The sequence below is a fragment of the Aeromonas sp. R10-1 genome (assembly GCF_040908465.1).
Classification (GTDB): Bacteria; Pseudomonadota; Gammaproteobacteria; order Enterobacterales; family Aeromonadaceae; genus Aeromonas; species Aeromonas caviae.
Window position 1 is genome coordinate 391,269 of sequence record NZ_JBFODT010000024.1, and the last position, 23,978, is coordinate 415,246.

General features: G+C 59.8%; 22 protein-coding genes. 13 read left to right on the forward strand and 9 right to left on the reverse strand.

The genetic code is table 11. From position 1 onward, the window contains the following. Positions 1-127: 127 nt before the first annotated feature. Entirely contained in the window at positions 128-619 is a 492-nt protein-coding gene (lrp, locus tag AB5Y93_RS13210) for a leucine-responsive transcriptional regulator Lrp (protein ID WP_005300047.1), read from the reverse strand. A gap of 150 nt (positions 620-769) precedes the next feature. On the opposite strand from lrp, the gene ald reads away from it, so the two are divergent. The 3 genes from ald to AB5Y93_RS13225 all read left to right on the forward strand — a co-directional run bounded on the left by ald (position 770) and on the right by AB5Y93_RS13225 (position 4,319). After that, positions 770-1,885, forward strand: coding sequence for an alanine dehydrogenase (gene ald / locus AB5Y93_RS13215; protein ID WP_368229564.1), 1,116 nt, complete (start codon positions 770-772; stop codon positions 1,883-1,885). Positions 1,886-2,068: 183 nt separating this feature from the next. Further along, positions 2,069-3,019 (forward strand): thioredoxin-disulfide reductase, encoded by a 951-nt coding sequence (trxB, locus tag AB5Y93_RS13220; protein WP_048207535.1) that lies wholly within the window; start codon positions 2,069-2,071, stop codon positions 3,017-3,019. Positions 3,020-3,077: 58 nt separating this feature from the next. Further along, complete coding sequence (locus tag AB5Y93_RS13225; RefSeq protein WP_029314438.1) at positions 3,078-4,319, forward strand: diguanylate cyclase; 1,242 nt, start codon at positions 3,078-3,080, stop codon at positions 4,317-4,319. 83 nt (positions 4,320-4,402) lie between these two features. Here the strand turns inward: AB5Y93_RS13225 and AB5Y93_RS13230 are convergent, their stop codons facing one another. Further along, the gene (locus AB5Y93_RS13230) at positions 4,403-4,873 is read right to left on the reverse strand and encodes a glycine zipper 2TM domain-containing protein (protein ID WP_368229566.1); all 471 of its coding nucleotides are present in this window, start codon (positions 4,871-4,873) and stop codon (positions 4,403-4,405) included. Positions 4,874-4,890: 17 nt separating this feature from the next. On the opposite strand from AB5Y93_RS13230, the gene aat reads away from it, so the two are divergent. From aat to infA, 3 genes are all read left to right on the forward strand, one after another. Then, positions 4,891-5,598: a leucyl/phenylalanyl-tRNA--protein transferase gene (aat, locus tag AB5Y93_RS13235; protein WP_029314435.1), complete on the forward strand. Its 708-nt coding sequence runs from the start codon at positions 4,891-4,893 to the stop codon at positions 5,596-5,598. Further along, the gene (locus AB5Y93_RS13240) at positions 5,595-6,311 is read left to right on the forward strand and encodes an arginyltransferase (RefSeq protein WP_039039006.1); all 717 of its coding nucleotides are present in this window, start codon (positions 5,595-5,597) and stop codon (positions 6,309-6,311) included. The genes aat and AB5Y93_RS13240 overlap by 4 nt, the downstream gene beginning before the upstream one ends. Positions 6,312-6,379: 68 nt before the next feature. Further along, positions 6,380-6,598 (forward strand): translation initiation factor IF-1, encoded by a 219-nt coding sequence (infA, locus tag AB5Y93_RS13245; RefSeq protein ID WP_005300033.1) that lies wholly within the window; start codon positions 6,380-6,382, stop codon positions 6,596-6,598. Between the two features lie 69 nt (positions 6,599-6,667). Here the strand turns inward: infA and clpA are convergent, their stop codons facing one another. Together clpA and clpS are read right to left on the reverse strand one after the other, a co-directional pair. After that, complete coding sequence (gene clpA, locus AB5Y93_RS13250; RefSeq protein ID WP_010674511.1) at positions 6,668-8,920, reverse strand: ATP-dependent Clp protease ATP-binding subunit ClpA; 2,253 nt, start codon at positions 8,918-8,920, stop codon at positions 6,668-6,670. Positions 8,921-8,980: 60 nt separating this feature from the next. Then, complete coding sequence (gene clpS, locus AB5Y93_RS13255; RefSeq protein WP_005325410.1) at positions 8,981-9,298, reverse strand: ATP-dependent Clp protease adapter ClpS; 318 nt, start codon at positions 9,296-9,298, stop codon at positions 8,981-8,983. Between the two features lie 227 nt (positions 9,299-9,525). Between clpS and cspD the strand changes: the two genes are divergently transcribed. Beyond that, complete coding sequence (gene cspD, locus AB5Y93_RS13260; protein ID WP_010674510.1) at positions 9,526-9,744, forward strand: cold shock-like protein CspD; 219 nt, start codon at positions 9,526-9,528, stop codon at positions 9,742-9,744. Between the two features lie 116 nt (positions 9,745-9,860). Here cspD and asd read toward each other — a convergent pair whose 3' ends face one another. Next, positions 9,861-10,973 (reverse strand): aspartate-semialdehyde dehydrogenase, encoded by a 1,113-nt coding sequence (gene asd / locus AB5Y93_RS13265; protein WP_368229567.1) that lies wholly within the window; start codon positions 10,971-10,973, stop codon positions 9,861-9,863. Between the two features lie 339 nt (positions 10,974-11,312). Here asd and sugE point away from each other — a divergent pair, with 339 nt between their 5' ends. Continuing rightward, positions 11,313-11,627: a quaternary ammonium compound efflux SMR transporter SugE gene (sugE, locus tag AB5Y93_RS13270; protein WP_039039004.1), complete on the forward strand. Its 315-nt coding sequence runs from the start codon at positions 11,313-11,315 to the stop codon at positions 11,625-11,627. A gap of 337 nt (positions 11,628-11,964) precedes the next feature. On the opposite strand, the gene AB5Y93_RS13275 is transcribed toward sugE, so the two are convergent. Further along, positions 11,965-12,537, reverse strand: a complete 573-nt coding sequence (locus AB5Y93_RS13275) for a B3/4 domain-containing protein (RefSeq protein ID WP_368229569.1) — start codon at positions 12,535-12,537, stop codon at positions 11,965-11,967. Positions 12,538-12,871: 334 nt separating this feature from the next. Between AB5Y93_RS13275 and ycaO the strand changes: the two genes are divergently transcribed. The 3 genes from ycaO (at position 12,872) to pflB (ending at position 18,187) form a co-directional block, all read left to right on the forward strand. Beyond that, on the forward strand, positions 12,872-14,632 hold the full coding sequence (gene ycaO, locus AB5Y93_RS13280) for a 30S ribosomal protein S12 methylthiotransferase accessory factor YcaO (RefSeq protein WP_368229570.1): 1,761 nt from the start codon (positions 12,872-12,874) through the stop codon (positions 14,630-14,632). Between the two features lie 382 nt (positions 14,633-15,014). Continuing rightward, positions 15,015-15,863, forward strand: coding sequence for a formate transporter FocA (focA, locus tag AB5Y93_RS13285; protein WP_010674505.1), 849 nt, complete (start codon positions 15,015-15,017; stop codon positions 15,861-15,863). A 41-nt stretch (positions 15,864-15,904) separates the two neighbouring features. Then, positions 15,905-18,187 carry a formate C-acetyltransferase gene (gene pflB, locus AB5Y93_RS13290; protein WP_010674504.1) on the forward strand — a complete coding sequence of 761 codons (2,283 nt, stop codon included), beginning with the start codon at positions 15,905-15,907 and terminating at the stop codon, positions 18,185-18,187. A 137-nt stretch (positions 18,188-18,324) separates the two neighbouring features. Here the strand turns inward: pflB and phnX are convergent, their stop codons facing one another. The 3 genes from phnX to phnW are packed head-to-tail and all read right to left on the reverse strand — an operon-like array spanning position 18,325 to position 21,720. Next, positions 18,325-19,164, reverse strand: a complete 840-nt coding sequence (gene phnX / locus AB5Y93_RS13295; RefSeq protein ID WP_368229571.1) for a phosphonoacetaldehyde hydrolase — start codon at positions 19,162-19,164, stop codon at positions 18,325-18,327. Continuing rightward, positions 19,157-20,581 carry an aspartate aminotransferase family protein gene (locus AB5Y93_RS13300; RefSeq protein ID WP_368229573.1) on the reverse strand — a complete coding sequence of 475 codons (1,425 nt, stop codon included), beginning with the start codon at positions 20,579-20,581 and terminating at the stop codon, positions 19,157-19,159. Before AB5Y93_RS13300 ends, phnX begins: the two co-directional genes overlap by 8 nt. Then, entirely contained in the window at positions 20,578-21,720 is a 1,143-nt protein-coding gene (phnW, locus tag AB5Y93_RS13305; protein ID WP_368229574.1) for a 2-aminoethylphosphonate--pyruvate transaminase, read from the reverse strand. The genes AB5Y93_RS13300 and phnW overlap by 4 nt, the downstream gene beginning before the upstream one ends. Positions 21,721-21,972: 252 nt before the next feature. Here phnW and phnR point away from each other — a divergent pair, with 252 nt between their 5' ends. Continuing rightward, entirely contained in the window at positions 21,973-22,680 is a 708-nt protein-coding gene (gene phnR, locus AB5Y93_RS13310) for a phosphonate utilization transcriptional regulator PhnR (RefSeq protein ID WP_029303195.1), read from the forward strand. 120 nt (positions 22,681-22,800) lie between these two features. Continuing rightward, on the forward strand, positions 22,801-23,820 hold the full coding sequence (locus AB5Y93_RS13315; RefSeq protein WP_139737218.1) for a putative 2-aminoethylphosphonate ABC transporter substrate-binding protein: 1,020 nt from the start codon (positions 22,801-22,803) through the stop codon (positions 23,818-23,820). The last annotated feature ends 158 nt before the right edge of the window (positions 23,821-23,978 follow it).

Consider the following 23,978-nt stretch of genomic DNA (forward strand, 5'->3'; position numbering starts at 1 on the left):
CACCGATTGTCAGCCAGTGCCTGAGGGCGGGCCTGAAACTCTCTATAAGAAGAAACGAGCGGACCGGCCGCTCGTTTCTGACTATCGTGACTCGTCATGGAACTTGCAAGTCACAGCACAACCCCGCTTATCGGGTGCTGATCACCAGACGACTGCTCTGTTTGACCTCTTCCATCACCACGTAGGTGCGGGTGTCGTTGACGCCCGGCAGACGCAGCAGGGTTTCACCCAGCAGGCGGCGGTAAGCGGACATGTCGCTGACGCGGGTCTTGAGCAGATAGTCGAAATCACCGGACACCAGATGGCACTCCTGGATCTCTTCGAGCACCTGAACAGCCTTGTTGAACTGCTCGAACACATCGGGGGCGCCACGATTGAGGGTAATTTCCACGAACACCAGCAGAGACGCGTCCAGATAATGAGGGTTCAGAATGGCGGCATATCCTTCGATATACCCTTGTCGCTCCAGGCGACGAACCCGTTCCAGACACGGTGTGGGACTCAGGCCAACTCGTTTGGACAACTCAACGTTCGAAATCCTGCCATCCTTTTGCAGTTCATTCAGAATGTTGCGGTCAATCCTGTCCAAATCCTTTAGCCGACTCTTAGCTTCCATCATTTAATTCCATCCTTTGGCTATTTTTTGGTAAGAATCACCAGTCATTTTATAATAATGGTCACAAATCCTGTCAATACCTGAATATACTAGGCGCAAATGTCGCTTAACATCTAGGCAACATAAACCACCAATCGATAGACGAGGGATAGCATGATTATCGGTGTACCTAAGGAAATAAAAAACCATGAATATCGCGTAGGCATGGTTCCGGCCAGTGTACGTGAACTGACAGCACGAAACCATACTGTTTTCGTCCAAAGCGGCGCAGGAAATGGCATTGGGTTCAGTGACGCAGATTATCTGGCTGCCGGAGCCGAGATCCTGGCCTCCGCTGCCGAAGTTTTCGCCAAGGCGGAGATGATCGTCAAGGTCAAGGAACCCCAGGCAGTGGAACGGGCCATGCTGCGTCCCGGCCAGACCCTCTTTACCTATCTGCATCTGGCGCCGGACCTGGCCCAAACCCAGGATCTCATCGACAGTGGTGCCGTCTGCATCGCCTATGAAACCGTCACAGACAGTCGTGGCGGTCTGCCCCTGCTGGCCCCCATGTCGGAAGTGGCCGGACGCATGTCTATTCAGGCCGGTGCCCAGGCACTGGAGAAATCCCGTGGCGGCAGCGGCGTGCTGCTCGGTGGTGTGCCCGGCGTGGAACCGGCCAAGGTGGTGATCATCGGTGGTGGTGTGGTGGGCTCCAACGCAGCCCGCATGGCCGTCGGCCTGCGTGCCGACGTCACCATCCTCGACAACAACGTCGATACCCTGCGCCGTCTCGACAGCGAGTTCCAAGGGGCTGCCAAGGTGGTCTACTCCAACCGCGAGACCCTGGAGCGCCATCTGCTGGCGGCGGACCTGGTCATCGGCGGCGTGCTGGTGCCTGGCGCCACTGCGCCAAAACTTGTCAGCCGTGACCACATTGCTCGCATGAAACCCGGTGCGGCCATCGTGGACGTGGCCATCGACCAGGGCGGCTGTGTCGAGACCTCCCATGCCACCACCCATGAAGATCCCACCTTCATCGTCGACGAGGTGGTGCACTACTGCGTGGCCAACATGCCGGGGGCCGTGGCGCGGACCTCCACCGTGGCCCTGAACAACGCCACCCTCCCCTTCATCATCAAGCTGGCCGAACAGGGCTATCGCAACGCTCTGCTCGCCGATTCCCACCTGTTGCACGGCCTGAACGTTATGGCGGGCAAAATCACCTGCAAGGAGGTTGCCGTGGCCCACAACCTGGCTTACACGGATCCCCTGACCCTGCTGAACTGATCGCGTCCCCGCAAAGGGAGGTAGATGAGTGAAAATCCGCCCGCGATGGGCGGTTTTTTTATGCCTGCCATCCCCGGCTCACCCCTCTTGTTGGCGATTGCCCCAATCGATGCGCTGGCCTTTGACCACTGATCACGAATTACCTACAATCGCGCAAACTCATCACGTCTCGGAAATCACATCATGAGCCAAGTCACTCACAGCAAACTGCTGATCCTGGGATCCGGTCCGGCAGGTTACACTGCGGCCGTCTATGCCGCTCGCGCCAACCTCAATCCCCTGCTCATCACCGGCATGCAGCAAGGGGGTCAGCTGACCACCACCACCGAAGTGGAAAACTGGCCAGGGGACGCGGAAGGGCTGACCGGCCCGGCCCTGATGGAGCGCATGAAAGAGCATGCAGAGAAGTTCGATACCCGCATCCTCTTTGATCACATCAATGAAGTGACGCTGACCGAGCGTCCCTTCCGCCTCAAGGGCGACAACGGTGAATACACCTGCGATGCGCTGATCCTCGCCACCGGCGCCTCCGCCAAATACCTGGGTCTGCCCTCCGAAGAGGCCTTCAAGGGCCGCGGCGTCTCCGCCTGCGCCACCTGTGACGGCTTCTTCTACCGCAACCAGGAAGTGGCCGTGGTCGGTGGCGGCAACACCGCCGTGGAAGAGGCACTCTATCTGGCCAACATCGCCAAGAAGGTGCACCTCATCCATCGCCGCGACGAGTTCCGCGCCGAGAAGATCCTGATCAAGCGCCTCAACGACAAGGTCGAGAGCGGCCATATCGTCCTGCACACCCATCAGACCCTGGACGAAGTACTGGGTGATGACATGGGCGTCACCGGTGTGCGCCTGCGCAGCACCCGGGATGACACCACCTCCGAGCTGCCGCTGATGGGGGTCTTCATCGCCATCGGTCACCAGCCCAACACCCAGATCTTCGAAGGGCAGCTGGCGATGGAAAACGGCTATCTGAAAGTGCGTGGCGGACTGGAAGGGTTCGCCACCCAGACCAGTATCCCGGGCGTGTTCGCCGCCGGCGACGTGGCCGACCACGTCTACCGCCAGGCGATCACCTCCGCAGGAACCGGCTGCATGGCCGCCCTCGATGCAGAGCGATATCTGGACGCACAATAATCGGAAGGATATAAAGGGCATGCCAGTTGGCATGCCCTTTTTTATTGCAAGGAGCAGGATGAAACGAAAAATAATGATAGTGGAAGACAGCCTGACGGTACGCCGCATGCTGACCCAAGCCATTGCGCAGCAGACCGGGCTGGAAATCGACGCCTTCGATACCCTTGAAGGGGCTCGCGATTGCCATGGGGAAGATTATGTGGTCGCCCTGGTGGATCTCACCCTGCCGGACGCCCCCGGCGGAGAAGCTGTCAATGTGCTGAGGGAGCGTGGGCTGCCGGTGGTGATCCTGACGGCCGACATCAGCGAAGAGAAGCGGGAAGCCTGGCTGGAGGCCGGGGTGCTGGACTATGTGATGAAGGATTCACGTCACTCCCTGCAATATGCCGTCGGTCTGGTGCACCGCCTCTACCTCAACCAGGCCATCGAAGTCTTGGTGGTCGACGATTCACGCACCTCCCGTCACCGCACCGCGGCCCAGTTGCGCAAGCAGTTGTTGCAGGTGCACGAGGCCAATTCAGCCCGCGATGCGCTGGCGCAGCTCGAGCAGCACCCCGCCATTCGCCTGATGCTGGTGGACTACTACATGCCGGAGATCGATGGCATCAGCCTGGTGCGAATGCTGCGCGAGCGCTACAGCAAGCAGCAGCTCGCCATCATCGGCATCTCGGTGTCGGACAAACACGGCCTCTCGGCACGCTACCTCAAGCAAGGGGCGAATGATTTTCTCAATCAGCCCTTTGAACCCGAGGAGCTGCAGTGCCGGGTCAGCCACAACCTGGAGGCCCTTGAGCAGTTCAACAACATCCAGGAATCGGCCAACCGAGACTACCTGACCGGGCTTTACAACAGACGCTACTGGTTCAACGAGGGTCAAAAGTGGTTCGAGGAGCATCAGCGCCATCAGGCGCAGCTCTCCCTGTGCGTGCTCGATGTGGATCACTTCAAGCAGGTCAATGATCACTGGGGGCACGCCATCGGCGATCAGCTGCTCTGTCACCTGGCCAGGCTGCTCACCCAGTTCTTCCCGGATGCCATGATAGCCCGATTCGGTGGCGAAGAATTTGCCCTGATGGTGCCCCACTGCCCCGTACCCGTGCTGCTCAAGCGGCTGGAAGGGCTTCGTCTGCAAATGCGCCAGCAACCGCTGTCGCGGGAGATATCGCTCTTTGTACGCGCCAGTTTCGGCGTCATCAATGTCGGGCGGCTCTCCATGGACGAGGCGCTGAGCGAGGCAGATCGCCAGTTGTATCAGGCAAAGAATACCGGGCGAGACAAGATAGTCTGTCAGGACGTCTGAGCAAGCATCAGCAGAGGCACTCCGTGTAGTACCGCCCGGCGCCCCTTGTGTGGCGGCCGCCGGGTCAATCCCTTCTTCACCGTTCAATAGGTCTTATCGACTCGCACCCCATCGCTGAAATAGAGGATGCGCACCTTGTCGCCCTGCGCAAAGACCATGGCCGGATCGTAATCCTGGATCACGTTGATGAGCCCGTTCTGCTCGTTGCGGATCAGCAGCTCCACCAGCTTGTTATCCACCACGCTGCCCCCTGACTGAAACTGCTGCACCGCCGCCGCTCCCGCCAGTGCCCCGACCGCAGTGGCAATCTCCCGCCCGTGCCCACCGCCAAACTGGTTGCCGAGCAGCCCGCCAAGCACGGCCCCTCCCAGCGTTTTCCAGCCGGAATGCTCTGATTCCACCATCTGGCGCTGGGTGATGTTGCGCACCGCATCCACCTGGCCGAAGACCACCTGCTCCACCGGACGCGCCGTGTTGCGTTCATACACCGCACTCCAGGCCGGTGCCGTGACAAAGCCAAGCAAGCTGGATACTATCAGGATAATGGCCTTCATCTATGAACCTCTGCCTTATGTCTCGCTATCTTACCGAACTGGATGATGAGCTGTGCTGGTTTCCCTCCCCCAGCCATGCGCTGGAAGAGCCCAACGGGCTGCTCGCGATTGGGGGAGACCTCTCCCCCACTCGATTGCTGGCAGCTTACCACAGCGGGATCTTTCCATGGAATGAACCCCATCAGCCACTGCTGTGGTGGTCACCGGATCCCAGGGGAGTCATCGTGCCCGAGGAACTCCACATCGGCCGCAGCCTGCAGAAGTGTTTGCGCCGCACCCCCTTCGAGATTTACATCAATCGCGCCTTTGATGACGTCATTGCAGCCTGCGCCGCACCCCGTCGCACCGCCAGCGGCACCTGGATAAGTGCCCCCATGATCGACGCCTATCGGCGCCTTCATCGCCTCGGTCATGCCCACTCCATCGAGATCTGGCAGGATGATCAGTTGCAGGCAGGTCTCTATGGCCTCTCCCTGGGCCGACTCTTTTGTGGTGAATCCATGTTCAGCCGCATCGACAATGGCGCCAAACTGGCCATGGTGGCCCTCTGTCGCCACTTTGCAGGGCACGGCGGTGCCCTCATCGACTGCCAGATGCAAAACGACTTTCTGGCCACACTGGGCGTTCAGGAGTGGCCAAGGCAGCGCTTTCTGACCACCCTGGCCACCCTGACCCGGCAACCGTTGCAAGAGGGATGCTGGCAACCGAGGAGAATCAGCCTATGAGTGAAGAAGTGATCCTCAAGGTCGGGCTGACCCCCAGGCACCCGTGCAGCTACCTCGGTCACGAGCAGGAGCAGTTGCTGGTCCTGATGGACCATGAACTGCTCAACGCCGCCGGGTACGAACGGCTGCTGACGGCAGGATTCCGGCGCAGTGGCAACGACATCTATCGTCCTCACTGCCCCGCCTGCAGCGCCTGTCAATCCTTGCGCATACACAGTGAACGCTTCACCCCGAGCCGTGGGCAGAAACGCATCCGCCAGTTGAACCGGGATCTCGAACTCGTACTGAGCTATGACGACAAGCCCGAGTATTACCAGCTCTATGAACGCTATATCCGTGAGCGTCATCGGGATGGCAGCATGTATCCACCGAGCCGGACCCAATACAAGGGGTTCCTGCACTGCGACTGGATGCCCCCCCTCTATCTGGAGATGCGCAAGGAGGCACGCCTCATCGGCGTGGCCACCACGGACCTGCTTCCCCACTCTCTGAGCGCCATGTACACCTTCTTCGACCCCGACTATGCCGACCGGTCGCTCGGCACCTTCGCCATCCTGAGCCAGTTGGAACTGGCCAGACGTACCGGTCGTCAGTGGCTCTATCTGGGGTATCTGGTGGAGGAGTGCCGCAAGATGAATTACAAGCGCCAATACCTGCCCCATGAGCTGCTGGTACAGGGCGAATGGAAAAAAATCGACACCAAGCCCGAGTAAACTTTACACATAGCCTTAAATCCGGCATGATCCAGCGGTTTTTTGTTGTGGCTTATCAAGAGGATTCAATGGCTAAAGAAGACAGTATTGAGATGCAGGGTACCATTCTCGAAACCTTGCCCAATACCATGTTCCGTGTGGAACTGGAAAATGGTCACGTGGTTATCGCTCATATTTCCGGCAAGATGCGCAAAAACTACATCCGTATCCTGACTGGGGACAAAGTAACGGTGGCTCTGACTCCGTACGATCTCTCCAAGGGACGTATTGTTTTCCGCTCTCGCTAAGCCAGGAATTCAGCAAAAAACCCCAGCCTCTCGGTTGGGGTTTTTTGTCATTTCCGGCCTTGCTCACAGTCAGTGAGAGACAGCTTCAACGTTGACCTGAAAATCAAAGCTGAGGCTGTTGTTCACCAGCTCGACCTTCACAATGCCGCCATCGACCAGGGAACCGAACAGGATCTCGTTGGCCAGGGGCTTCTTGAGGTGCTCCTGAATGACCCGGCCCATGGGTCTTGCTCCCATTGCCCTGTCATACCCTTTCTCTGCCAACCAGTGGCGCGCCTCTTCAGACACCTCCAGTGAAACGCCCTTGGCATCCAGCTGAACCTGCAGCTCGACGATGAACTTGTCGACCACCTGATGGATCACTCCCATGTCGAGATGGTTGAACCAGATGGTGTGATCGAGCCGGTTGCGGAACTCCGGACTGAACGTCTTGTTGATCACCGCCATGGCATCGTGGCTCATGTCCTGCTGCTGGAAGCCGATGGACTTGCGCTGGGTTTCCTGAACCCCTGCGTTGGTGGTCATCACCAGGATCACATTGCGAAAATCTGCCTTGCGCCCGTTGTTGTCCGTCAGGGTGCCGTTGTCCATCACCTGCAGCAGCAGGTTGAAGACATCCGGGTGCGCCTTCTCGATCTCGTCAAGCAGCACGACGGAGTGCGGATGCTTGAGGACGGAGTCGGTCAACAGCCCTCCCTGCTCGAATCCCACGTAACCGGGAGGAGCCCCGATCAACCGGGACACGGTATGGCGTTCCATGTATTCCGACATGTCAAATCGCAATACCTCGACCCCGAGCGCCTTGCCAAGTTGCTGGGTCACTTCGGTCTTGCCCACCCCGGTCGGGCCGGCAAACAGGAAGCAGCCCACAGGTCGGCGTTCGTTGCCAAGCCCTGAACGTGACAACCGAATGGCATCGGTCAGCACCTCGATGGCCTTGTCCTGCCCGAACACCACCATCTTGAGATTGCGCTCCAGATTCTTCAGCACCTCCTTGTCGGAGGAGGAGACAGATTTCTCTGGTATACGGGCAATCTTGGCAACAATGGCCTCGATTTCCGGCACATTGATCACCTTCTTGCGCTTGCTGACGGGCAAGAGGCGTTGCCCTGCACCCGCTTCGTCGATGACGTCGATGGCCTTGTCAGGCAGATGGCGATCATTGATGTACTTGGCGGAAAGCTCTACCGCCGCCCGGATCGCCTTGACGGTGTAACGCACGCCATGGTGAGACTCATAACGGCTCTTGAGTCCCATCAGAATGCGAGTGGTGTCGTCTACTGTGGGTTCGACGATGTCGATCTTCTGGAAGCGGCGAGCCAGGGCCCTGTCCTTCTCGAAGATCTGGGCATATTCCTGGTAGGTGGTGGAGCCCACGCAGCGCAGCAAACCATTGGAGAGCAGCGGCTTGATGAGGTTGGCCGCATCCAGCTGGCCACCGGAAGCCGCACCAGCGCCAATGATGGTGTGGATCTCGTCGATGAAGAGGATGGCCCCCTCCTGACGTTCGATCTGCTTGAGCAGCACCTTTAGGCGCTTCTCGAAGTCACCACGATACTTGGTGCCCGCCAGCAGGGAGCCCATGTCCAGGGAGTAGATGGTGCTACCCGCAATCACCTCGGGCACATCCCCCTTGACGATACGGTAGGCAAGCCCTTCGGCGATGGCGGTCTTGCCCACACCGGCTTCCCCGACCAGCAAGGGGTTGTTCTTACGGCGGCGGCACAATACCTGAATGGTGCGATTGAGCTCCTGATCACGGCCGATGAGCGGATCGATGCGCCCCTCCAGCACCAGCTGGTTGAGGTTGGTGGCAAAGCTTTCTATCTGGGCAGAGGATACCTCGTCATCAGATTCCGCATTGTTGCCACCACTCTCGGGCTTGTTGTCCTTGCGCACCCCGTGGGACAGGAAGTTCACCACATCCAGGCGGCTTATTTCGGCTTTTTTCAGGAAATAGGCGGCCTGGGACTCTTGTTCGCTGAAGATGGCAACCAGGACATTGGCACCGCTCACCTCGGTATTGCCGGACGACTGGACATGGAAGACGGCACGTTGCAGCACGCGCTGGAAGCCCAGCGTCGGCTGGGTTTCCCTGTCTTCGTCGTCACGGGGGATGAGCGGGGTCGTTTGATTGATGAAGGCGCGGATCTCTTTGCGCATCTGTTCCACATCCGCACCACATGAACTCAGCGCCTCATGGGCTGAACTGTTATCCAGCAGGGCCAACAACAGGTGCTCGACGGTCATGAATTCGTGGCGCTCGTCACGGGCCAGTTTGAAAGCCTCGTTCAGCGTCTTTTCTAGATCTTTGTTCAACATAGGCACCTCCCCTCAGTACAGCAACAATGCGGTGTCGTTATCGCCATCAAGTCATCAGATTCAAGCCTTTTCCATGGTACATAGCAGTGGATGTTCGTTGTTACGTGAATAGGTGTTGACCTGGACCACTTTGGTCTCGGCAATCTCGGCGGTAAATGTGCCGCAGACTCCCTTACCACTATAATGCACGCTCAGCATCACCTGAGTGGCCTTCTCCAGATCCATACCAAAGAACCTTTGCAGCACCTCCACCACGAACTCCATCGGTGTGTAGTCGTCGTTGTTCAGGACGACCTTGTACATGGGTGGCGGTTGCAGCTTCGTTTTCTCTGCCTCTGCAATCTCTTCATTAGCAAAGAGTTCTTTCTGCTTGCTCATATTGCGCTTTGGTACCTCTAGATTACTACCGTGTCGCTCAAGATTGTCAATAGACTTGTTAACCAGATCACATCGGTTGTTAACAACTTCTTGACTCGCTTAAAAGTTGGACTAGATTGGTTACTTGCTAATCGGCGCCCGTCTGCTACGGGGTCATGCCCTAGTTATATAAGGCTGGCGCAGGTTACTCAACGACTTCAGGGTAATCAATAAAAGGATGTAGATGTATGGCAACCGGAACAGTCAAGTGGTTCAACAACGCAAAAGGATTTGGGTTTATCTGTCCGGAAGGCGGTGGTGAAGACATCTTCGCTCACTACTCCACGATTCAAATGGAAGGTTACAAGACCTTGAAAGCAGGTCAGGCAGTCAACTTTGAACTGCAGCAGGGGCCGAAAGGAAATCATGCCTCTGTCATCGTGCCAAACGAAGCACAGAACATCTAAGAGTCAAACTGGATAAATTAAAAAGCGGCATCCCAAGGGATGCCGCTTTTTTATGGACAGGCACGAAGAGGGGAACAAGAAAGGCCAGGCCTTTCTTGTTCCCTGCTGCAGCTACCTCAGCGGGCCAGCAGGATGTTCAGCATGCGACGCAGCGGCTCGGCGGCGCCCCACAGCAACTGGTCACCCACGGTAAAGGCGGCCAGGTACTCCGGACCCATATTGAGCTTGCGCAGACGACCCACCGGGATGCTGAGGGTGCCAGTAACGGCAGCCGGGGTCAGCTCGCGGGCGGTGATGTCGCGATCGTTGGGGATCACCTTGACCCAGTCGTTGTGGGCAGCCAGCAGGGCTTCGATTTCCACCAGCGGCACGTCTTTTTTCAGCTTGATGGTGAAGGCCTGGCTGTGGCAGCGCAGGGCGCCGATGCGCACACAGAGACCATCCACCGGAATGGCGGCGTGTTCGATGCCCAGGATCTTGTTGGTCTCGGCCTGGCCCTTCCACTCTTCGCGGCTCTGGCCGTTGTCGAGCTTGGTGTCGATCCAGGGGATGAGGCCACCGGCCAGCGGCACGCCGAAGTTGTCCACCGGCAGGGTGCCGGAGCGGGTCTTCTCGGTGATCTTGCGCTCGATGTCGAGGATGGCAGAGGCGGGATCCGCCAGCTCCACCGCCACTTCATCCCGCAGCAGGCCCATCTGGGTGACCAGCTCGCGCATATGGCGCGCACCGCCACCGGAGGCGGCCTGATAGGTGGCCACGCTCACCCACTCCACCAGATCGGCCTTGAACAGGCCACCCAGGGCCAGCAGCATCAGGCTGACGGTGCAGTTGCCGCCGACGAAGGTCTTGATGCCGTTGTTCAGGGCATGTTCGATGACGTCGCCGTTGACCGGATCCAGGATGATGACCGCGTCCTTCTCCATGCGCAGGGAGGAGGCGGCATCAATCCAGTAGCCCTGCCAGCCAGCGGCTTTCAGACGCGGATAGACATCCTTGGTGTAGTCGCCGCCCTGGGCGGTGATGATGACGTCCTGTGCGGCCAGCACCTCGATGTCGAAGGCATCCTGCAGGGTGCCGGCATCGACGCCGAAATTGGGGGCGGCCTCACCGGCCTGGGAGGTGGTGAAGAAGGTGGGCTGAATGCGGGAAAAATCTTTCTCTTCCTGCATCCGGCTCATCAACACCGAACCCACCATGCCACGCCAACCGACCAAACCTACTTTTTTCATAATGTCCTACCCTGGATAGCTGCTTATAGAAACCGAGTGTGATACCCGTGATCCCTTGTCCGGCGCGGGCCGTTTACAAGCGGTTCACAAAATATGGGTTGCGAAAAATGCGTCTGTCCACATTACGGATTGTGACGGCGGGCGCAAGTCGAATTGCGCAATATTCTGTGCCGTTCGCTGCAATATCCGTCAGCCTGGCCGACCTGCGGGCAGCCGGTTGGCATCCTGCCTCCAGTTGGGTCATCATTGAGACCGACCGGCAGCCCCGCTGCCCCTCGGGGACGGCCCCGAGGCCTCCTGATACGCAGGGACGACCCTGCTTCCTGCGGAATCTGCCTTATGTCCTGGTTGCTCCTGCTGTTGGCCGGCCTGTTCGAGGTCGCCTGGGCCATCGGCCTCAAATACACCGACGGTTTCAGCCGTCCCCTGCCCACCCTGCTGACCCTGATCGCCATGGGGGTGAGCGTGCTGCTGCTCGCCATGGCGGTCAAACAGCTGCCCCTTGGCACCGCCTATGCGGTCTGGACCGGCATCGGCGCGGTCGGCACCGTGCTGATGGGGATCTGGCTGTTCAACGAACCGGCCACCCTGGCCCGGGTGCTCTGCCTGCTGCTCATCATCGTCGGCATTCTGGGGTTGAAGTTCATCGGTTAGGCGCGCTGAAAGGGCCGGGTACACCGGCCCCGACGTGGCAAGCGCCAGGGGGCGATGTTAGCCCAGCGTGTTGCTGTGTTCCTCTGCTTGCTGATGTGTTCGCAGGCGGTGGGGAAAGGCGGGTGGCACAGACGTGGCATGGCGCGTGATGGCGAGCAGGATCCGCCCCATGACCGCCTGGGCGAGCATGAGGCGCCTCCTTTTATCTTTTCGTCTGCTCCTTCAATCACTCCACCAGCGTCTGCTCGATGCGGGCCCCAGGCATCATCTGCGTGAGACCGGCAATCAGCCTGTCGCCGGCCTCCCACAAGGCCGTGCGCGGCATCGGCGGCAGACACTACAGAATGAACCACATCCGGGGGGAAGAGAGGCTCAGGCGAGTGCGGATCCCCTGGCGCCAGTTCCAGCGGCGACAGGTGACGCCGAGATCGTCCCGCCACACCACCTCTCCGGGAGCCGGTGCCTCCTGGATTGGCAGCCCTTCTTTGAGGGTGTCAAAGCATTCGCTGCCATCGGCAATCACCAGGCGCGGCGTCCCCACATAGGCCGCCAGATCCTCCCCGCCCACGGGAATGGCATACTCGATGCTGATGGCGTTGTAGAGATCCACCACGGGATCGATGGCGGGCAAGACGCCATCGCGCAGCACCCGCTTGCGCAGAGCCTGGGCCGAGCAGGGCGTGCGGGCAGGCTTGGCGCCAAACCCCTTGAACACCTGATCCCAGGCGGCCAGATGTTCAAGGGCCCAGGGGGCCTCGTCGGTGCCAAGGGCCGCACATGCCCGGGCCAGGGCCCGCTCCCCCACCAGAGTGTCAATCACGGGGGCGGCTTCCACCACGATGCTGAGGGCACAAAAACCCGGCGCCAACCTGGCTATCTCGGGGTCGATACGGGGGATCATCGGGAACATTCAGCACTCCTGGTCAAGGCTCATCAAGACGGGGGGGCGGAACGGGCACGGGCGTTCCCCTCTTTTCCTTCCCCCGCCAACGGTTGACGTCATGATGAAGGGCACAGGGTCATAATAAAATTTACTTTATCTTAATTATGTTAAGTAAAACTGATGACCCAACCCTCTTTCCCATGAAAAATCGCCGCCCCGCAGCGCACCGCCCGGCCCCACTACCACACCCCGCCATCCAATACAGACCTGGGCAAGCCCACACCATTGCCCTGGCCGCTTTCCCCGTCACTCATGCTATTATCTGCGTCCAAACATGAGCCCATAAAATCAGGACATTGTGATGACCGACCACACTTTTATTCCCGGCAAGGACGCAGCGCTGGAAGACTCCATCGAACGCTTCCAGACCAAGCTGCAAGCCCTGGGGTTTGATATCGAAGAGGCCTCCTGGCTCAACCCCGTGCCCAACGTCTGGTCCGTGCACATCCGGGACAAGGAGTGCGCTCTCTGCTTCACCAACGGCAAGGGTGCCAGCAAGAAGGCGGCGCTCGCCTCCGCCCTTGGCGAATATTTCGAGCGTCTCTCCACCAACTACTTCTTCGCCGACTTCTACTTGGGCGAGCAGGTAGCCAATGGCGACTTCGTTCACTACCCGAACGAGAAGTGGTTCCCCATCGAGGGGGATCAGCTTCCCACTGGTCTGCTCGACCCCTTCACCCGCAAGTTCTACAACCCGGACGGGGAAGTGACCGCCGACATGCTGGTGGACCTGCAATCCGGCAACGAGGAGCGCGGCATCGTCGCCCTGCCCTTCGAGCGCCAGTCCGACCACCAGACCGTCTATATCCCGATGAACATCGTCGGCAACCTGTATGTTTCCAACGGCATGAGCGCCGGCAACACCCGCACCGAGGCCCGCACCCAGGGGCTGTCGGAGGTGTTCGAGCGCCACGTGAAGAACAAGATCATCGCCGAGGCCATCAGCCTGCCCCAGATCCCGGGCGAGGTCATCGCCCGTTACCCCGGCATCAAGGCGTCCATCGATGCACTGGAGGCCGAAGGCTTCCCCATCTACAGCTTCGATGCCTCCCTCGGCGGCCGTTATCCGGTCATCTGCGTGGTGCTGCTCAACCCGAGCAACGGCACCTGCTTTGCCTCCTTCGGTGCCCACCCGCGCTTCGAGGTCGCCTTCGAGCGCACCGTCACCGAACTGCTGCAAGGGCGCAGTCTCAAGGATCTGGACGTCTTCGTGCCGCCGTCGTTTGACAACGAGCAGGTGGCGGATCACCACAACCTGGAGACCCACTTCATCGACTCCTCCGGCCTCATCAGCTGGGATCTGTTCAAGGAAGAGTCCGACTTCGAGTTTGCAGACTGGGACTTCCGTGGCACCTCGCAAGAGGAGTTCGACCACCTGATCGGCATCTTCCACGAGCTGGAGCAGCCGGTCTACATCGCCGACTACGAGCACCTGGGTGTCTACGCCTGCCGTATCCTGGTGCCCGGCATGTCCGACATCTATCCGGTGGAAGATCTGCTGCTGGCCAACAACACCATGGGGGCCCACCTGCGGGAAACCATCCTGGCGCTGCCGGCGCTCGAGTGGGACGCTGAGCAGTACATGGCCCTGTTCGACCAGCTGGATGAAGAGGGTCACGACGAGCGGACCCGGGTGCGTGAGCTGCTCGGCATCGCCGCCGCCAAGGGCACTGCCCTGCACACCCTGCGGGTGGGCGAGCTCAAAGCCATGCTGGCGCTGGCCGCAGGCGACCTGGAGAGCGCCCTCGACCTCATCGACTGGACCATGGAGTTCAACCAGTCGGTGTTCCCGGCGGATCGCGCCGCTTACTACCGCGCCCTGCGCGCCTGCGTCGAGCTTTTCCTCGACGAGGAACGCGACCCCGAGCAGTACCGCCCGGTGTTCGCCCGCATGTTCGGGGAAGAGACCCTGGCACAGGCGTGGGCCAACGCCCGCGGCGAGGCGCGCTTCCACGGTCTGGAAGCCGCCGATCTCTCCCTCTCCCAGTTCCCGCTGCACCAGAAACTGCTGGCCGCTTACGAGAAATTACAAAAAGCCAAACGAATCCATAGCTGGAACTGATATGCTGATATGACGAAGGGGCCCTGAGGGCCCCTTCTGTTTTATGGTCTACGCTTTGGCTGGCCGTGCCACAAAGATGAAATAAAAGACAAAAAATACCTCTTAGGGGGTTGTTAATTTGGCACTCATGGTGCAGTGCGGCCGCAAAGGTGCCTGGCCGGTACTTTTTTCAGGGTGTCCTTTATAAGTTCTTAAAAATCATAAAATTAATAACAGACTCATTTCTGTTTCACCTGAAACCTGGTGTAAAGAAACGCTTCCGGATGGCGAAAAATCCTGTAGTAAAATTACATTCACAATCTGTAATTCTTGATCGGAGTCAATTTTGGGGATCAGCCCCTTTGTTATGATTTCCACAGGCAAAATATGCAGGTACTGAGAATTGAAAGCAGAATCTCCCTTTGATTGTCTGAAGCCCGAAGCCATCGCCGCCCTGGCCGAAGACATTACCTATGCCAAGGCCACCAAGCCCGCATACAAGGTCATTCCCCTGGCCATCACTGCTGGCGCCTTCATCGCCATCGCCTTCGTCTTCTATATCACCGTCACCACGGGCTCAAGCGGCATGGCCTGGGGCATGTCCAAGCTGGTGGGCGGCATCTGCTTCTCCCTCGGTCTCATCCTCTGCGTCCTGCTCGGCGCCGAACTGTTCACCTCCACTACCCTCACCCTGGTAGCCAAGGCGGCGAATCGCATCAGCTGGGCCCAGCTGCTCAAGAACTGGGGACTGGTCTACTTCGGCAACCTCATCGGCGGTCTCATCATCGTCGGCCTCATCATCATGTCGGCGGAATACACGGCAGCGGATGGCCAGTGGGGGCTGAACGCCATGAAAGTGGCCCAGCACAAGATCCACCACACCTTCTTTGAAGCCGTGGCCCTTGGCATCCTCTGCAACCTCATGGTGTGTCTCGCCGTGTGGATGGCCTTCGGCGCCCGCAGCGCCACCGACAAGGTGATGGTGATGCTGCTCCCCGTCGCCATGTTCGTGGCCTCCGGTTTTGAGCACAGCATTGCAAACATGTTTATGATCCCGGTCGGTATCGCCATCCACAGCGTCGCGAGCCCGGAATTCTGGCAGGCCATCGGCCAGGATCCGGCAACCTTTGCCGACCTGACCGTGTCCAACTTCGTCCTGCACAACCTCATCCCTGTCACCATCGGTAATATCATTGGTGGTGGCGTCATGGTTGGGCTGACTTACTGGTTTATCTTCCGTCGCCATCATTAAGGATGGCGGCAGACACATAAATACCTTGAGAGGTAATGAAAATGGCAGAACTTAACGAACAGTTCCAAAAAGCATGGGAAGGCTTCGCAGCCGGTGAATGGCAGACCTCTGTCAACACCCGTGACTTCATCCAGAAGAACTACACCCCGTATGAAGGTGACGAGTCCTTCCTGGCTGGCGCGACCGAAGCCACCACCAAGCTGTGGGACAAGGTCATGGAAGGCATCAAGATCGAGAACCGCACTCACGCGCCGGTCGATTTTGATACCGACCTGCCCTCCACCATTACCGCTCACGATGCCGGCTATATCGACCAGAGCCTGGAGCAAATCGTTGGTCTGCAGACCGACAAGCCGCTCAAGCGCGCCATCATCGCCAACGGCGGTATCAAGATGGTCAAGACCTCTTGCGAAGTGTACGGTCGCCAGCTCGATCCCATGGTCGAGAAGATCTTCACCGAGTACCGCAAGACTCACAACCAGGGCGTGTTCGATGTCTACACCAAAGACATCCTGAACTGCCGCAAGTCCGGCGTCATCACCGGTCTGCCGGATGCCTACGGCCGTGGCCGCATCATCGGTGACTACCGTCGTGTTGCCCTGTACGGTATCGACTTCCTGATGGCCGACAAACTGGCTCAGTTCAAGTCCCTGCAGGCTGACCTGGAAAACGGTGTCAACCTGGAAGCCACCATCCGTCTGCGCGAAGAGATCTCCGAGCAGCACCGTGCCCTGGCCCAGATGAAGGTGATGGCTGCCAAATATGGCTGCGACATCTCCGTACCGGCCAAGACCGCCAAAGAAGCCGTCCAGTGGACCTACTTCGCCTACCTGGCGGCGGTCAAGTCCCAGAACGGCGCGGCCATGTCCTTCGGTCGTACCTCCAGCTTCCTGGACATCTACATCGAGCGTGACCTGCAAAAAGGCCTGATCACCGAGCAAGAAGCCCAGGAGCTGATGGACCACATGGTCATGAAGCTGCGTATGGTTCGCTTCCTGCGTACCCCGGAATACGATTCACTGTTCTCCGGCGACCCGATGTGGGCCACCGAGACCCTGGCCGGTATGGGCGTTGACGGCCGTACCCTGGTCACCAAGAACAGCTTCCGTATGCTGAACACCCTGTACACCATGGGCCCGTCCCCTGAGCCGAACCTGACCATCCTGTGGTCCGAGAAGCTGCCGGTCGGTTTCAAGAAGTACTGTGCCAAGGTATCCATCGAGACCTCTTCCGTTCAGTACGAGAACGACGACCTGATGCGTCCGGACTTCAACAACGATGACTACGCCATCGCTTGCTGTGTGTCCCCGATGATCGTCGGCAAACAGATGCAGTTCTTCGGTGCCCGTGCCAACCTGGCCAAGACCATGCTGTATGCAATCAACGGCGGTATGGACGAGAAGCTCAAGATCCAGGTCGGTCCTAAGACCGAAATGGTCACCTCCGAGTACCTCGACTACAACGACGTGATGGACAGACTGGATCACTTCATGGACTGGCTGGCCAAGCAATACGTTGCTGCGCTGAACATCATCCACTACATGCACGACAAGTACAGCTACGAAGCCTCCCTGATGGCGCTGCACGACCGTGACGTCTATCGCACCATGGCCTGTGGTATCGCCGGTCTGTCCGTCGCCGCTGACTCCCTGTCTGCCATCAAGTACGCCAAGGTCAAGCCGGTACGTGATGCCGATGGCGTCTCCATCGACTTCGAAATCGAAGGCGAGTACCCGCAGTTCGGCAACAACGACGCTCGCGTCGATGACATCGCCTGCGACCTGGTCGAGCGCTTCATGAAGAAGATTCAGAAGCTCAACACCTACCGCGGTGCCGTGGCTACCCAGTCCGTGCTGACCATCACCTCCAACGTGGTATATGGCAAGAAGACCGGTAACACCCCGGATGGTCGTCGCGCCGGTGCGCCGTTCGGCCCGGGTGCCAACCCGATGCACGGTCGTGATCAGAAGGGTGCCGTTGCTTCCCTGACGTCCGTTGCCAAGCTGCCGTTCGCCTACGCCAAAGATGGTATCTCCTATACCTTCTCCATCGTGCCGAATGCCCTGGGCAAAGACATGGAAGCCCAGAAAGCCAACCTGGCCGGCCTGATGGATGGTTACTTCCACCACGAAGCCAACCTGGAAGGTGGTCAGCACCTGAACGTCAACGTGATGAACCGTGAAATGCTGCTGGACGCCATGGAAAACCCGGAGAAATATCCGCAGTTGACCATCCGCGTATCCGGTTATGCCGTTCGCTTCAACTCCTTGACCAAGGAGCAACAGCAAGACGTCATCACCCGTACCTTCACCGCCTCTCTGTAATCGCTTATTGATAAGCAAGAGCTGCAGTGAATCAAAACCGGCGCCAAGGCGCCGGTTTTTTTATGCCTGATAGTCAGGGGACATCGGCCTGAACCTGCCGGCAAGGCCGGCTCTCCCCTCCTCTCATCCCGCCTTGTTCAGGGCCGCTCACCCGCAGTCAGACGGCGATTGATATCGGCGATGACCGGGGCGATATCCGCCAGAGTGTCGATCACATAGTGCGCCCCCGCCGCCCGCAGTTTGGCCTCGGCCGGTGCGCGCCGGGCGGCGATCTCCGCCTCGCTCATTGCGGCAAACTCTTCCCAGGTGGCACCAAATTCGTTGCCTGAAACCGACAATCCCACCGTCCACATGCCCGCGTTAAGCCCTTCGCAGATACCCGGCACGGCGTCATCCACCTTGATGCAGCGATGCACCGCGCTCACTCCCAGCTCAATTACGTTGGCCAGCGCCATCCAGGGACCGGGGCGACCACCAGCCTTGAGATCGTCGGTGGCGACCCAGTGATCCGGGCGGTAGCCGTGATCGGCCGCAGCAGGTACCAGCGCCTCCATCACAGGACGGGGATAACCGGAGCAGGAGCCGATTTTCATCCCCTGCACCCGCAAAGCGTCCAGCACCGGCAGCACACCGGGGATGGGGGCGGCAAAGCGGGTCACGGCGGCAATCTGCAGCGGCATAAAGGTGTGATAGAGGTGGTCCATCTCGGCGTGGCTCATGGGGTGGCCAAAGCGAGCCTGCCAGCGCGCATCCACCGAAGGCAGACGGCCCAGCGCGGCGATATGATCACACTTGCCCAGCCCCATGGGCTGGCGCGCCTCATCGAGGGTCACGGGGAAGTCATAGGCGCGGGCGAAGGCCTCGACGAAGATGGAGGTGGGGGCGAAGGAGCCGAAATCGACGACGGTGCCGGCCCAGTCGAGGATCAACGCCTCTACGTCGGTGGTCGGGTCTACAACAATCTGCAAGTCAGTCATGGTGGTGTTCCTGTTTCGGTGAAAGTGCGATCTCGCCGAGGGCGCGATCGAGAATGGAGATGGCGCGTACCAGATCGGCGCGAGCGATATTGAGCGGGGGCGAGAGCTGGATGACGTTGCCCTGAGAGACCTTGAAGCTGAGCCCCAGTTCCAGACAGCGGTAGAGCAGCCGCTCGGCGGCCTGGCTATTGCGGGTGCGACTCTGGTGATCGACCACCAGATCGAGCGCCCAGAGCAAACCGATGCCGCGCACCTGCCCAATGAGCGGGTGGCGCTCGGCAAGCGCCGCGAGCTCTACCGCCATAAAACGGCCATCCTCCCGCACTTTGGCCAGCAACCCCTCTTCACGGATGGTACTGATGGTGGCTAGGGCCGCCGCGCAGCCGATGGGGCTCTTCTCGTGGGTGTAGTGACCCAGTGAAATGGCCGCCGCCTGATTGAAACGATCCCGAGTGATGAGGGCAGCAAAGGGCACCACCCCGCCCCCCAGCCCCTTGCCCAGACAAATGATGTCAGGCTCGATGCCGAACTCTTCAAAGCTGAACCAGTGGCCAGTGCGGCCCATGGCATTGGGGATCTCGTCGACGATCAGCAGCACCTTGTGGCGATCACAGATCTCCCGCACCCGCTGCCAATAGGCCTTCGAGGGCACCTGCACGTCAGTGTTGCGGATGGGTTCGGCGATAAAGGCGCCGATGCCTCCCTCCTTCTCGATGACGTACTCCAGATAATCGGCGTAGTGCAGGTCATCCCCCTCCCCCCGATACCAGACACCGCGATAGCGGGTGGGTGGCGGGATGCGATCCACTCCGGCCATCAGCGGGCCCATACCGGCGCGAAAGCAGGCCTCGCCGCCGACCGAGATGGCATCGAGGGAGGCGCCGTGAAAGGCATCCCAGAGGGACACCACCTTGCTGTTGCCGGTGATGAAACGGGCGAGCTTCAGGGCAATCCCCACCACCTCGCTGCCGCCGGGGGCGAACAGCACCCGGTTGAGATCGCCGGGAGCCAGTTCAGCCAGGGTGCGGGCGCAGTCGATGGCAACCTGATGGGTGTAGCGGCGGGGTGCAAACGGCAGATCGGCGAGTTGCTGCTGCACAGCGGCCACCACCCTGGGGTGACCGTGGCCCAGCTGATGGACGCTGTTGCCGTGAAAATCGAGATACCGTTTGCCCGATATGCTGGTCAACCAGCTCCCCTGCGCCCCCTCGATCAAATCCAGACAGGGGGTGGAGAGTGCCTGATGGAGAAAGTAGCGGCTATCCTCCGCCAATCCGGCCCGTACCTCTTCGCTCTGGCCCGCCCACCAGCGCGCCCGCCCCTCGCCGAGGTTGATATCCCCTTCGCTGTCGGCGCGGCTGCTGCCGTGCCGCTTATGGTCGTGCTGATCGCAACCGTGAGGCGCTTGGCTCGTCATCGCGCGTCCCCTTGCCAGTAACAAGCGCTGGCCATGGCGGCGAGCAAGCAGCGCACCCGTTCTGGGGTCACGTCACCGATATTGCCGATGCGAAAGCAGTCGGCCTGGGAGACTTTGCCCGGATAGATGACAAAGCCCTGCCCCTTGAGCCGCTGGTAGAAGTCGGCAAAGCGGTAATCAGGGTGGGTCGGAGAGTAGAAGGCGGTGATGATGGGGGATTGCCACTGCTCGGGCAGCAGCGGCGCAAAGCCGAGGGCCGCCATCCCCGCCACCAGCGTGCGCTGATTCTCGCTATAGCGCCGATGACGGGCGGCGATGCCTCCCTCCGCTTCCAGTTCGCGCAGGGCCTGGGCAAAGGCGAGTACGGTATGGGTGGGCGAGGTGAAGCGCCACTTGCCCCCCTGCTGCTCCATGGTCTGCCACTGGGCATGCAGGTCGAGGGAGACCGAGCGGGCACGACCGGCGCAGGCCGTGAGCGCCACGCGGCGAGCGATGACAAAACCAAAGCCCGGGACCCCCTGAATGCACTTGTTGGCTGAGCTGATGAGAAACTCGATGCCAAGGCGCCCCATGTCGATGGGGATACCGCCAAAGCTGCTCATGGCATCGACGATCAGGCGGATACCGCGGCGCTGGCAGAGCTGAGCCACCTCGTCGAGCGGGTTGAGCATGCCGGTGGTGGTCTCGCAGTGCACCATGGCCAAGTGGGTTATCTCGGGGTGGCACGCCAGCATCTCCTCGATGGCGGCGGGGTCGGGGCGGGTCGTCTCACCACAGTCGAGCTCATGGTGGCGCAGGCCGAGGCAGCGGGCCATCTCTCCCATGCGGGCACCGTAGGCGCCGTTGTTGATGATCAGCAGACACTCATCAACGCCTATCGCCGAGCCCAGTACGCTCTCCACCACATAGCTGCCGCTCCCCTGCAGCAGTACGGCGCTGTAGTCGCTTTGATATTCCGGGCCGGTGGCGAGGCGCACCAGCTCGCGGCGGATGGGCTCCACCACACCCTGGTTGTAGTCCGCATCCCAGGTGCAGCTGTCTTGCAGCATGGCGGCACGCACAGTCGCTGTGGTCGAGAGGGGGCCCGGGGTCAGCAGCAGGTAATCGACGGTGGCGGGGGCCGCAGGAATATGGGTCATGACTTTGCTCCTTTTGGTATATACCAGAATGAGCGTATTGTGGGTAACTGCCCCGACAAGGTCAAAGGGGTGGCGCTAGGTGCAACAAAAAATTCATTTTCAGCGCCGGGATCGCGATAATCTAGAAAGCCTGAACCACAGGGCCAACACTGGTATCTACCAACATGTTTTGACATCGCCGTTTATAGCTGGGCAGATGACCAGCCCTGTGCCCAACAAATTACCCAAATCATTGAACAAAAAGGGATTTTCATGAGCAAACCCCAATACCTGCAGATCAAGGATGCCCTCGCCAACCAGATCCTGGCGGGGGGCCTGGCCCCCAACGACAAGCTCCCCTCCGAGCGGCTGCTGGGGGAACTCTATGGCACCACAAGGGTTACCATCCGCGAGGCGCTGGTGCAGTTGGAGGCGAACGGCCTTATCTATCGGGAGGATCGCCGCGGCTGGTTCGTCACCCCGCCGCGTTTCAGTCTCAACCCCAGACGCACCTCCAACTTTCACCAGATAGTGCGGGAGCAAGGGGGCGAGCCGCGCACCGAGCTGCTGGAAAAAAGCCGCCAGGCGGTGCCGCCCGCGTTGATGGCGCAGTTGCAACTCAAGCCGTTTGACAGCCTCTTTTTGCTCAAGCGACTGCGCTACGCCAACGGGCGCGCCATCTGCTACTGCGAGAACCACTGCCTGCCAGAGCGGGTGCCCGGCCTGCTGGAGCTGGATCTCAACGGCAGTCTAACCGAGATCTACCAGGCCCATTACGATCTCCACTACGCCCGCATGCAGGTGCGCTTCTTCCCCACCGCCCTGCCGGACGAAGTGGCCAAGGCGCTCGGGGCCACCGCCGGTCTGCCCGCCCTGCGCCTCGAGCGACTCAACTTCGATCAGCACGGCCGGGTGCTCGATTTCGATCTGGAGTACTGGCGCCACGACAGTCTGGAGATCGAGGTGGATACCCAGGATTAGTCACGGACAAATCAGGGACGGCAAAACGTCACGGGGCTGTCACGGTCACGTCATAAAGATCCCCTAGCCTCTCTCTCGACCAATCTGGTTTATACCAAACCAATTTAACTGGAGAAGAGGATGAAACAGGGAACCCATCTGCTGGCCGCCGCCGTACTGGCTGCCATGACCGCCCCGGCACTGGCCGCGACCGACCTCACCGTCTACACCGCCTTCGAACCGGAGCAGCTCAACGAGCTGAAAACCGCGTTCGAGCGCCAGCATCCGGATATCAACATCAAGTGGGTGCGTGACTCCACCGGCGTGGTCACCGCCCGCTTGCTGGCAGAAAAAGCCCAGCCCAAAGCGGATGTGGTATGGGGACTGGCGGCGACCAGCCTGATGCAGCTCGATCAGCAGCAGATGCTCAATGCCTATGCACCGAAAGGGCTGGACAAGCTCGACAGCCGCTTTCGCGACAGCAAGGCCGAGCCGCACTGGATCGGTCTGGACGCCTTCTTCAGCGCCATCTGCTTCAACAAGGTAGAGGCGGAAAAGCAGGGGATCCCGGCGCCCACCAGCTGGGCCGACCTCACCAAGCCCATCTACAAGGGCAAGGTGATCATGCCCAACCCCAGCTCCTCCGGCACCGGTTACCTGAGCGTCGCTGGTTGGCTGCAGACCATGGGTGAGAAGCAGGGCTGGCAATTCATGAACGGCCTGCACCAGAACATCGACCGTTACACCCACTCGGGCTCCGCCCCCTGCAAGCTGGCCGCCAGCGGCGAGACGGTGATCGGCATCTCCTTCGACTTCCCAGCCACCAGCCTCAAGGCCAAGGGGGCCCCCATTGAGGTGGTGTTCCCGAAAGAGGGGTCGGGCTGGGATATGGAAGCCGCCGCCATCATCAAGGGCACCCCCAAGCTGGAAGCCGCCAAACAGCTGCTCGACTTTGCCGCCACCGAACAGGCCAACGCCCTCTACAACAAGTCGTTCGCAGTGGTCGCCATCCCCGATGTAGCCCAACCGAGAGCGGGCTATCCGGCTGATATCAAAGGCCAGATGATCGACAACGACTTTAGCTGGGCAGCCCGCGAGCGTAACGCCATCCTGGCCCAGTGGAGTGCCAGCTTCGACGGCAAGACCGAAGCCAAGCAGTAAGCGTGAAGGGCGGCGGTTTGTTCACGCCCCACACACAGCCACCAATAAACTGCCAGTCGAAGGCCAACAGCTGTTGGCCTTCGCTTTTTGGTTTTCACTTCCCGAGTGTGTATTGCCTTCAATTAGCGACGCTTCGCCCATCCACACAGGGCCCAACT

Bases quoted from the DNA above. Each gene is read 5' to 3' on its own strand.
- asd (WP_368229567.1), bottom strand. From the start codon at position 10,973: ATGAAAAAAGTAGGTTTGGTCGGTTGGCGTGGCATGGTGGGTTCGGTG.
- ycaO (WP_368229570.1), top strand. From the start codon at position 12,872: ATGACCGACCACACTTTTATTCCCGGCAAGGACGCAGCGCTGGAAGAC.
- AB5Y93_RS13275 (WP_368229569.1), bottom strand. From the start codon at position 12,537: ATGTTCCCGATGATCCCCCGTATCGACCCCGAGATAGCCAGGTTGGCG.
- AB5Y93_RS13300 (WP_368229573.1), bottom strand. From the start codon at position 20,581: ATGACGAGCCAAGCGCCTCACGGTTGCGATCAGCACGACCATAAGCGG.
- clpA (WP_010674511.1), bottom strand. From the start codon at position 8,920: ATGTTGAACAAAGATCTAGAAAAGACGCTGAACGAGGCTTTCAAACTG.
- aat (WP_029314435.1), top strand. From the start codon at position 4,891: ATGTCTCGCTATCTTACCGAACTGGATGATGAGCTGTGCTGGTTTCCC.
- AB5Y93_RS13240 (WP_039039006.1), top strand. From the start codon at position 5,595: ATGAGTGAAGAAGTGATCCTCAAGGTCGGGCTGACCCCCAGGCACCCG.
- phnR (WP_029303195.1), top strand. From the start codon at position 21,973: ATGAGCAAACCCCAATACCTGCAGATCAAGGATGCCCTCGCCAACCAG.
- sugE (WP_039039004.1), top strand. From the start codon at position 11,313: ATGTCCTGGTTGCTCCTGCTGTTGGCCGGCCTGTTCGAGGTCGCCTGG.
- trxB (WP_048207535.1), top strand. From the start codon at position 2,069: ATGAGCCAAGTCACTCACAGCAAACTGCTGATCCTGGGATCCGGTCCG.
- ald (WP_368229564.1), top strand. From the start codon at position 770: ATGATTATCGGTGTACCTAAGGAAATAAAAAACCATGAATATCGCGTA.
- pflB (WP_010674504.1), top strand. From the start codon at position 15,905: ATGGCAGAACTTAACGAACAGTTCCAAAAAGCATGGGAAGGCTTCGCA.
- AB5Y93_RS13230 (WP_368229566.1), bottom strand. From the start codon at position 4,873: ATGAAGGCCATTATCCTGATAGTATCCAGCTTGCTTGGCTTTGTCACG.
- AB5Y93_RS13225 (WP_029314438.1), top strand. From the start codon at position 3,078: ATGAAACGAAAAATAATGATAGTGGAAGACAGCCTGACGGTACGCCGC.
- AB5Y93_RS13315 (WP_139737218.1), top strand. From the start codon at position 22,801: ATGAAACAGGGAACCCATCTGCTGGCCGCCGCCGTACTGGCTGCCATG.
- phnW (WP_368229574.1), bottom strand. From the start codon at position 21,720: ATGACCCATATTCCTGCGGCCCCCGCCACCGTCGATTACCTGCTGCTG.
- lrp (WP_005300047.1), bottom strand. From the start codon at position 619: ATGATGGAAGCTAAGAGTCGGCTAAAGGATTTGGACAGGATTGACCGC.
- infA (WP_005300033.1), top strand. From the start codon at position 6,380: ATGGCTAAAGAAGACAGTATTGAGATGCAGGGTACCATTCTCGAAACC.
- cspD (WP_010674510.1), top strand. From the start codon at position 9,526: ATGGCAACCGGAACAGTCAAGTGGTTCAACAACGCAAAAGGATTTGGG.
- phnX (WP_368229571.1), bottom strand. From the start codon at position 19,164: ATGACTGACTTGCAGATTGTTGTAGACCCGACCACCGACGTAGAGGCG.
- clpS (WP_005325410.1), bottom strand. From the start codon at position 9,298: ATGAGCAAGCAGAAAGAACTCTTTGCTAATGAAGAGATTGCAGAGGCA.